Here is a 1,804-nt window from a genome sequence, read left to right as displayed (position 1 = left end):
CCTTCGGGAGGTCTTGCCCGATGAAGAGTTTTGCAGCAGCAGAGGAGATGCCAGATCGGCCACCTTGGTGAAGACGATGTCCTTGTGCTCGCAACGTTCGGCGGTGTGGCCACCACCGGTCGATGCGGTCGCAGACTTCGGCTGCAAGACTTGCCAGTCCACGGTCTTGCACTCGATCCAGTCCTTGTGCAGGTCATCAGTGGATTCACCCTTGATGCCGTCGATTTGCAGATAGACGTCAATTGCCATAACTTATCCTGTAAACAAGAGGGAGGAAAAATAGTTAAGATTTGCTGGGATCGGTGGCGGCATTGAGCGACGGCGCGCCCTGTTGGCGACTGCCGATGTCGGCGGCTTCGGCCGCGCGTTCGGCCATGGGGGTGTAGATCTGTTCGCTGTCCAGGCGCTGCATGGCGGCGCTGGCGTCGGCTAGGGTCGGGGCTTGCCAGAACTGCTCCAGGGCATTGCTGCCGCGGCGGATGCGCAAGGCGGTCCAGGCCTTGGAGAGAATGTAGTACCAGCTGGCGATGGACATGATCAACAGCAGATAGGCGACGGAGTGGGAAACGGCATCGCCTTGCGCCCAGTAGTGGGCAAATCCAACGTTCGGTTCCATGGTGCGTGCTTTCGGTCTAGGGGGAGGAAGATCAGGGAATAGGGTCGCGCTAAGCGGCCGGCCTTAAAAAAATTCGCTGCCGGACCTGGTGGGGCGCGGCAGCGTCGGGCATCTCTTGGGCTGGCTACGGCCTGGCTTACTTGAAGCCCAGCACGTCTTGCATGTCGTACAGGCCGCTTTGCTTGCCGGCCAGGAAGCGGGCGGCGCGCAGGCTGCCCATAGCATACGAGACGCGGCTGGAGGACTTGTGCGAAATCTCGATACGCTCGCCGATGCCGGCGAAGAGCACCGTGTGGTCGCCGATGATGTCGCCGCCGCGCACGGTGGCAAAGCCGATCGAGGAGGGATCACGCTCGCCGGTGACGCCTTCGCGGGCATACACGGCGACGTCGTCGAGCTTCTTGCCCAGCGCATCGGCGATCACTTCACCCATCTTCAGGGCAGTGCCGGAGGGGGCGTCGACCTTGTGGCGGTGGTGCGCTTCGATGATCTCGATGTCATAGCCATGCGAGAAATTCTTGGCCGCCATTTCCAGCAGCTTCATGGTCACGTTCACGCCCACGCTCATGTTGGGCGCGGCCATGATGGCGATGCGCTTGGCGAATTCGGCGATGGCGGTCTTGCCTTCGGGTTCGAAACCGGTGGTGCCGATGACTACCTTCACGCCATGCTCGGCGCAGTATTGCAGGTGCTTCAAGGTGCCTTCGGGACGGGTGAAGTCGATCAGCACGTCGGCGCCGGCCAGGCCACGGGCCAGGTCGGACTCGATCAGTACGCCGGTGGTCTTGCCCAGGAACAGGCCGGCATCGCTGCCCAGAGTGGGCGAGGCGGGGGTGTCCAGGGCGCCGGAGAGCTTCAGGTCGTCGGCGTTGAGGATGGCTTCGATCAACATGCGGCCCATGCGCCCGGAGGCGCCGGCTACGGCGATATTCAATGCAGTCATGGAAAACTCGAAATGACGGGTCAGGTCAGAGGTCTTAGGTCAGATGTCTGTGGTCTAAGGTCAGCGGTGTTACTTGTTGGTGGCCGAAGAGGGCGCCACCGGCGAGGCCGGTTTGATCTCGCTGTCGTCCTTGGGTTTGTCGCTAAAGCTGGCCTTGGAACCGACCTTGGCATCGGTGATCAGGGTCAGGTATTCGCTTTCGGTGGGGCAGTCCTGGGCGCCCTGGACGTGATCGAGCAAGTCAT

The 1,804-nt window shown here is 61.8% G+C and carries 2 protein-coding genes and 1 pseudogene; all 3 read right to left on the bottom strand.

All coding sequences use genetic code 11. The annotated features are described in order from the left end of the window. Positions 1–249 (bottom strand): Hcp family type VI secretion system effector (locus tag I5W_RS19465; RefSeq protein WP_044530463.1); only part of this gene is annotated, 249 nt, incomplete at its 3' end. Between the two features lie 40 nt (positions 250–289). Next, a pseudogene (locus I5W_RS19460) lies at positions 290–616 on the bottom strand (MotA/TolQ/ExbB proton channel family protein); the annotation flags it as partial. A 136-nt stretch (positions 617–752) separates the two neighbouring features. Then, positions 753–1,559 carry a 4-hydroxy-tetrahydrodipicolinate reductase gene (gene dapB, locus I5W_RS19455; RefSeq protein WP_044530462.1) on the bottom strand — a complete coding sequence of 269 codons (807 nt, stop codon included), beginning with the start codon at positions 1,557–1,559 and terminating at the stop codon, positions 753–755. Between the last annotated feature and the right edge of the window lie 245 nt (positions 1,560–1,804).

Source organism: Herbaspirillum sp. B65 (assembly GCF_000333555.1).
Lineage (GTDB): Bacteria > Pseudomonadota > Gammaproteobacteria > Burkholderiales > Burkholderiaceae_D > Herbaspirillum > Herbaspirillum rubrisubalbicans.
This window is presented reverse-complemented; position numbering and strand designations above follow the sequence as displayed.